This window comes from Pseudokineococcus marinus, from assembly GCF_013004605.1.
In the GTDB taxonomy this organism is placed as follows: Bacteria; Actinomycetota; Actinomycetes; order Actinomycetales; family Quadrisphaeraceae; genus Pseudokineococcus; species Pseudokineococcus marinus.
Map to the genome: position 1 here is coordinate 1 of NZ_JABEMA010000179.1, position 6467 is coordinate 6467.

Sequence of the window (6467 nt, forward strand, 5' to 3'; positions counted from 1 at the left end):
ACGGGGGCCGGCGCGGCCGACGACGGCGCGGCCACAGGGGCCGCCGCGCGCCGCGCGAGCACGGCCTCGGCGAGCAGGAGGTCGAGCGGGCCGGTGACCTTGAACGCCTCGGCGTCGCCCTCGACGAGGTGCACGCGCGCGCCCGCCGCCTCGGCCAGGCCGGCGTCGTCGGTGGCGCCCTCCCCCACGGCCGCCTCGACGTGCGCACGGCGCAGGACGTCGGCGGTGAAGCCCTGCGGCGTCTGCACCGCCCGCAGGCGCGAGCGGTCGACGACGCCGCCCGAGACGTCGCGCAGCGTGTCGGCCACGGGCACCGCGGGCACGACGACCTCATGACCGCCCGAGCGGACAGCGGCGACCACGCGCCGCACGAGGTCGGCAGGGGCCAGGGCGCGCGCCGCGTCGTGGACGAGGACGACGTCGGCGCCTGCGGGGAGGGCGCCGAGGCCCGCCGCCACCGACGCCTGCCGGCTGGGGCCGCCCTGCACGACGTCCGTCGGGGGCATCCCCGGCACCTCCGCCAGCAGGCGGCGCGCCTCGTCCTCCAGCCCGGCGGGGACGACGACGACGACCCGGTGGAGGACACCCGACGCCGCGAGGCCCTCGGCGGCGTGGACGAGGAGCGGGGCGCCGCCCACGGCGACGAAGGCCTTCGGCCGCCCCGCGGCCAGGCGGGTGCCGCTCCCGGCGGCGACGAGGACGCAGGCGGCGACGCCCTCGCCACCACCCGGGCCCCCGGCACGCGCGGAGCCCGCCGCCCCACGGGGGGCGACGGGCTCCGACGGAGGTGCGGTGCTCAGGACGCGAGGACCTCGTCGAGGATGGCCTCGGCCTTCGTCTCCTCGGTCTTCTCCGCGAGCGCGAGCTCGGAGACGAGGATCTGGCGGGCCTTGGCGAGCATGCGCTTCTCGCCGGCCGACAGGCCGCGGTCCTGGTCGCGGCGCCAGAGGTCGCGCACGACCTCGGCGACCTTGATGACGTCGCCGGAGGCGAGCTTCTCGAGGTTCGCCTTGTAGCGGCGCGACCAGTTGGTCGGCTCCTCGGTGTAGGGGGCGCGCAGGACCTCGAACACGCGGTCGAGGCCCTCCTTGCCGACGACGTCGCGGACGCCGACCAGGTCGCAGTTCTCCGCGGGGACCTCGATGGTCAGGTCTCCCTGGGCGACCTTGAGGCGGAGGTAGAGCTTCTCCTCCCCCTTGATCATCCGGGTCTTGATCTCCTCGATCAGGGCCGCCCCGTGATGGGGGTACACGACAGTCTCGCCGACAGTGAAAGCCATCTGCTCTATTCCCCTTTCGTGACCTCGAGGTTACCACGGCGAAGCAGTGCCCCCGGGCGCTCGAGCGAGCATCGTCGCAGGTCAGAGGCCCGCGGAGCCGCAGAACAGCGCCTCCCAGGCCTTGACAGCGGCCCCCGCGGCGTGCTGCGGCACCCCCTCGGGCGAGGGCCCGGCGAGCCCGCGGGCGCTGCCGCGACCCGCCACGGCTACGCTCCGCCCCAGACGTCGCGACCGACCCGAGGAGACGCCCGTGCCCCGCCCGACACGTCCCGCAGCGCGCCGCGCGGCCGCCGTGGTCCTCGCCGCCGCCGCGGTCTCGGCCAGCGCGGGGTGCGCCGTCTCGCCCGTCGTCAACCAGTTCTCGACGGAGCTGCAGTACGCGCCCTCCGACGGCGTCCAGGCGTACTTCCCGCTCTCGGAGACGGACGAGGAGGGCCCGGGCACGGCGCTGCTCGTGCGCAACCTCCTGCTCATCGGCCCCGAGGAGGACGGCCCGGCGCGCCTGTACGGCGTCCTCGTCAACGACAGCCTCGACGAGGTCGTCGTCGAGATCTCCGGCCCCGGCGGCCTGTCCGGCGAGGTGACCGTCCCGGCGCGCAGCAGCGTCCCCCTCGGCGAGCAGCAGACGGAGGACCTCGGCAGCCAGGAGCTCCCCGAGGGCGCCGAGGTCTCCGGCGACCTGCTCGCCGACCCGGTCGGCGCCGTCCCCGGTGAGCTCGTGCCCGTGACGATGGTCCTCGACGGCGCGGTGCTCGAGGTCGAGACGCCGCTCCTCAACGGCTCGCTGCCCGAGTACCAGACCCTCGTCCCGACGGCGGCCTCCACGACGCCGGGCGTCGCCCGGTAGCGGAGCCCGTCTCCGGCAGCTCGTCACCCAGCAGCGCAGCGCGGCCCGCGGCCCGCGCGGCAGGAGCCCCGACCGCCGGTCGGGGCTCCTGCCGTCTCCGGCACCGGGGTTCAGCCCGCGGCGCCAGCGGCCCCGTCGACGTCGACCAGCCAGCTGACGCCCCAGCGGTCGCGCAGCGAGCCGAAGAGGCTGCCCCAGGGCGAGGGCTCGAGCGGCTGGAAGACCTCGGCGCCCTCGGCGAGGACGTCCCAGGCCGCGCGCAGCGCCCCCTCGTCGTCGCCGAAGAGGCAGGCGACGCCCGCGGGCTCGTCGGCGCCCGGGGGCAGGTCGGAGACCATGAGCGGACCGCCGACCTCGGTCCGCAGCACCGCGTTGGCCACCATGTCGCGCACGGACGGGTCGTCCATGCCCAGCGAGCCGTACGTCGTCATCGCCGGCTCCGCACCGCCCAGGGCGCGCCGGTAGGCCGCCAGCGCCTCCCGCGCGCTCCCGCGGGGGTGCAGGTACGGGCACATCTCGGTCGTCATGGCGCCTCCGCTCACGGGGCCGACCACCAGCCCTCCCCCGTGACGACCGGCCCGGGCGGCCGGGCTCATCGGTCCCGCGTCCCGCGTGCCGGGGCCGCCCCCGCCGCCCGCCGCCGGCCGCGCGACGGGAGGGGGCCCGCGCCCTCAGCCCTCGAGCTTGTAGCCCAGCCCGCGGACCGTGACGAGGCGCCGCGGCGAGGCCGGGTCCTCCTCGATCTTCGCGCGCAGCCGCTTGACGTGGACGTCGAGGGTCTTGGTGTCCCCCACGTAGTCGGCGCCCCAGACCCGGTCGATGAGCTGGCCGCGGGTCAGCACGCGGCCGGCGTTGCGCAGGAGCACCTCGAGCAGCTCGAACTCCTTGAGCGGCAGGGCCACCGGCTCCCCGTCGAGCGTCACGACGTGGCGCTCGACGTCCATGCGCACCGGGCCGGCGGCGAGGGCGCCGGCGTCGTCGTCCTCCTCCGGCTCGCCGCGGCGGCGCAGCACCGCCCGGATGCGGGCGAGGAGCTCGCGCGAGGAGTACGGCTTCGTCACGTAGTCGTCGGCCCCGAGCTCGAGGCCCACGACGACGTCCACCTCGCTGTCCTTGGCCGTCAGCATGATGACGGGGACGGCGCTGCGGGCCCGCAGCTGCCGGCACACCTCGGTGCCCGGCAGCCCCGGGAGCATGAGGTCGAGGAGCACGAGGTCGGCTCCCGCGCGGTCGAACTCGGCCACCGCCGAGGGGCCGTCGGCGGCCACGGCCACCTCGTACCCCTCGCGGCCGAGCTGGTAGGAGAGGGGGTCGCTGAGGGACTCCTCGTCCTCGACGAGCAGGATGCGGGTCACGCGGGGTCCTCCCGGGTCGAAGGTGGGCGCCGCACGGGTGCGCGGGCGCCCGCGAGCAGGTGGGTCAGGTGCCGTCGCCGTCGTCCTCGGCGCGGCGCAGGGGGAGGCGGAGCGTGAAGGTCGACCCCTCGCCGGGGCTGCTCCACACGCCCACCTCGCCGCCGTGGGTGGCGGCGACGTGCTTGACGATCGACAGCCCGAGGCCCGTGCCGCCGGTGGCCCGCGAGCGGGCCGGGTCGAGGCGGTAGAAGCGCTCGAACACGCGCCCGACCTCGGACTCGGGGATGCCGATGCCCTGGTCGCTCACGACGACCTCGACGCGCTCGTCGACGACCGTGACGACGACGGCCACGCGGGTGCCCGCGTCCGAGTAGGACACGCCGTTGTCGACGAGGTTGCGCACGGCGGTGACGACGAGCTCGCGGTCCCCCCAGACCTCCGCCGGCGGGGTGTCGCCGGGCCCGCCGTCGCCCTCGCGGGCCAGGCGCGTGGTGATGCGGACGCCGCGGCCGTCGGCGACGAGCCGGGTGCGGTCGACCGCCTCGAGCACGGCCTCGTCGACGTCGACCGGCACCGGCTGGTGGCGGGAGTCGGCGTCCTGCAGGCGCGACAGCTGGACGATCTCCTGCACGAGCGCCGACAGCCGCTGGGACTCCCGGGTCATCCGCTGCGCGAAGCGCCGGACCGCGGTCGGGTCCTCGGCGGCGTCGTCCATCGTCTCGGCGAGCAGGGCGATGGCGCTGACCGGCGTCTTCAGCTCGTGGCTGACGTTGGCGACGAAGTCGCGCCGCACCTCCTCCAGGCGCTTGGCCTGCGTGCGGTCCTCGACGAGGACGAGCACGTGGAGGGAGCCGAGGGGGGCCACCCGCACGCCGACGACGAGGACGCCCGCGCCGTCGGCGCCCGGCGCCACGAAGGGCCCCCGCGGCAGCGACATCTCGGCGTCGCGGATCTCCCCGTCGCGCCGCACGCGCGTGACGAGCCCGGCGAGCTCGGGGTGCACGAGCTCGCGGTCGCGCACCAGCCCGAAGGCGTGGGCGGCGGCGCTGGCCCGCACGACGACGTCCGCCACGTCCACGACGACGACCGCCGAGGACAGCACCGCCAGCACGTCGGCGGCGCCCGTCGGCAGGTCGTCCTCCGGGGGCGGCTCCGGCTCCGGCCGGCGGGCGCCCCACCGGGGCGCGAGCACGCCGACGACCCCCACGAGCACCCCGACGAGGCCCGCGAGCGCCACCGTCCAGGAGCCGTCCACGGCCCGCAGCGTAGGACCGGCCGCGGGGCCCCCGGAGCCCGCGGCGCGACCGGCACCGCCCGGTCGCCCGGCGTTCACCGGCGGGGTCGACTCCGTTCATCGACCGGTGCGACGCTTCGGCCATGCGAGAGGTCTTCCACGACGAGCTGCGGTCCCTGGCCGAGCAGCTCACCCAGATGAGCGGTCTCGTCAGCGCGGCGATGGCGAACGCGACGCAGGCGCTGCTGGAGGGCGACCTCGCGCTGGCCGAGAGCGTCATCTCCGCCGACGCCCAGATCGACGCCCAGCAGCGTCACCTCGACGACCGGGCCGTCGCCCTCCTGGCGCGCGAGTCGCCCGTCGCCACCGACCTGCGGGTGGTCGTGTCGGCGCTGCGGATGTCGACGTCCATCGAGCGCATGGGCGACCTGGCGCGCCACGTCGCGAGCCAGGCGCGGCTGCGCCACCCGCACCTCGTCGTCCCCGAGTCGCTCGTGCCGACCATCTCCGCCATGGGCGACGCCGCGGCGAGCATCGCGACGACCGCCGGCACCGTCATCGCCACGCGCGACCTGGAGCTGGCCGCGCAGGTCGAGCGCGACGACGACCGCCTCGACGAGCTGCACCGCTCGGTCTTCGCCGCGATGCAGGCGCCGGAGTGGCAGGAGAGCGCCGAGCGCACCATCGACATCACGCTCTGCAGCCGCTACTTCGAGCGCTACGGCGACCACGCCGTCTCCGTCGTCCGCCGCGTCGGCTTCCTCGTGACGGGCGACTGGATGAAGCCGGTGCAGCCCGTCGCGAGCTGACCCGAGTCGCCCCGAGGGACGCCCGGACGACGGAGGGCCCGCACCGCTGCCGCGGTGCGGGCCCTCCGTCGTGCTGCCGGGCCGGCCGGTGTCAGCTCTTGCGCCCCTGCGCCGCGACGGCGGCGGCCGCCTCGGCCGCGGCGTCGGGGTCGAGGTAGCGCCCGCCCGGGGTGGTGGGGCGCAGGTCCTCGTCGAGCTCGTAGAGCAGCGGGATGCCGGTGGGGATGTTGAGGCCGGCGATGTCGTCGTCGCTGATCCCGTCGAGGTGCTTGACGAGCGCGCGCAGCGAGTTGCCGTGCGCCGCCACGAGGACGGTGCGGCCCGCCCGCAGGTCGGGGACGATCGCCGAGTCCCAGTACGGGAGCATCCGGCCGACGACGTCCTGCAGGCACTCGGTGCGCGGCATGTCGTCGCCGAGGTCGGCGTAGCGGGGGTCGCCGGCCTGGCTGAACTCGTCGCCCGCCTCGATCTCGGGGGGCGGCGTGCTGTACGAGCGGCGCCAGAGCATGAACTGCTCCTCGCCGTACGTCTCGAGCGTCTGGGCCTTGTCCTTGCCCTGCAGGGCGCCGTAGTGGCGCTCGTTGAGGCGCCACGAGCGCGTGACGGGCACCCAGTGCCGGTCGGCCGCGTCGAGGGCGAGGTTGGCGGTGGTGATCGCGCGGCGCAGGAGCGAGGTGTGCACGAGGTCGGGCAGGAGGCCCTCGGCGGCCAGCAGCTCGCCGCCGCGGCGGGCCTCCGCCTCGCCCTTCTCCGACAGGGGCACGTCGACCCAGCCGGTGAAGAGGTTCTTCGCGTTCCACTCGCTCTCGCCGTGGCGGAGCAGCACCAGGGTCATCGACGCGCCGCGCGCGCCCGTGGTGGTCGACATGCCGCCAACCCTAGGGGCGGCGCCGCGGTCAGCCGCAGGTGACGCGGGCGCGGGGCCGCCCCGCTGCGCCGCCCG

9 protein-coding genes are annotated in these 6467 nt (G+C 76.2%); 2 read left to right on the top strand and 7 right to left on the bottom strand.

Going from position 1 to position 6467, the window contains the following annotated elements; translation table 11 throughout:
* The 3 genes from ispD to HLB09_RS19390 form a co-directional block, all read right to left on the bottom strand.
* Positions 1–671 (bottom strand): 2-C-methyl-D-erythritol 4-phosphate cytidylyltransferase (gene ispD, locus HLB09_RS11335; RefSeq protein ID WP_246235161.1); only part of this gene is annotated, 671 nt, incomplete at its 3' end.
* Positions 672–796: 125 nt separating this feature from the next.
* Positions 797–1279, bottom strand: coding sequence for a CarD family transcriptional regulator (locus tag HLB09_RS11340; protein WP_171203480.1), 483 nt, complete (start codon positions 1277–1279; stop codon positions 797–799).
* Between the two features lie 81 nt (positions 1280–1360).
* Positions 1361–1483, bottom strand: a complete 123-nt coding sequence (locus HLB09_RS19390; protein ID WP_281359391.1) for a hypothetical protein — start codon at positions 1481–1483, stop codon at positions 1361–1363.
* Positions 1484–1529: 46 nt separating this feature from the next.
* Between HLB09_RS19390 and HLB09_RS11345 the strand changes: the two genes are divergently transcribed.
* Positions 1530–2126 (top strand): hypothetical protein, encoded by a 597-nt coding sequence (locus HLB09_RS11345; RefSeq protein WP_171203481.1) that lies wholly within the window; start codon positions 1530–1532, stop codon positions 2124–2126.
* A gap of 110 nt (positions 2127–2236) precedes the next feature.
* On the opposite strand, the gene HLB09_RS11350 is transcribed toward HLB09_RS11345, so the two are convergent.
* The 3 genes from HLB09_RS11350 to HLB09_RS11360 form a co-directional block, all read right to left on the bottom strand.
* Positions 2237–2668, bottom strand: coding sequence for a VOC family protein (locus HLB09_RS11350; protein ID WP_171203482.1), 432 nt, complete (start codon positions 2666–2668; stop codon positions 2237–2239).
* 129 nt (positions 2669–2797) lie between these two features.
* Positions 2798–3481: a response regulator transcription factor gene (locus HLB09_RS11355; protein WP_171203483.1), complete on the bottom strand. Its 684-nt coding sequence runs from the start codon at positions 3479–3481 to the stop codon at positions 2798–2800.
* A 64-nt stretch (positions 3482–3545) separates the two neighbouring features.
* Entirely contained in the window at positions 3546–4736 is a 1191-nt protein-coding gene (locus HLB09_RS11360) for a sensor histidine kinase (RefSeq protein WP_212770934.1), read from the bottom strand.
* A 122-nt stretch (positions 4737–4858) separates the two neighbouring features.
* Here HLB09_RS11360 and phoU point away from each other — a divergent pair, with 122 nt between their 5' ends.
* Entirely contained in the window at positions 4859–5524 is a 666-nt protein-coding gene (gene phoU / locus HLB09_RS11365) for a phosphate signaling complex protein PhoU (RefSeq protein ID WP_171203484.1), read from the top strand.
* 91 nt (positions 5525–5615) lie between these two features.
* On the opposite strand, the gene HLB09_RS11370 is transcribed toward phoU, so the two are convergent.
* Positions 5616–6392 (bottom strand): phosphoglyceromutase, encoded by a 777-nt coding sequence (locus HLB09_RS11370; RefSeq protein WP_171203485.1) that lies wholly within the window; start codon positions 6390–6392, stop codon positions 5616–5618.
* Positions 6393–6467 lie beyond the last annotated feature (75 nt).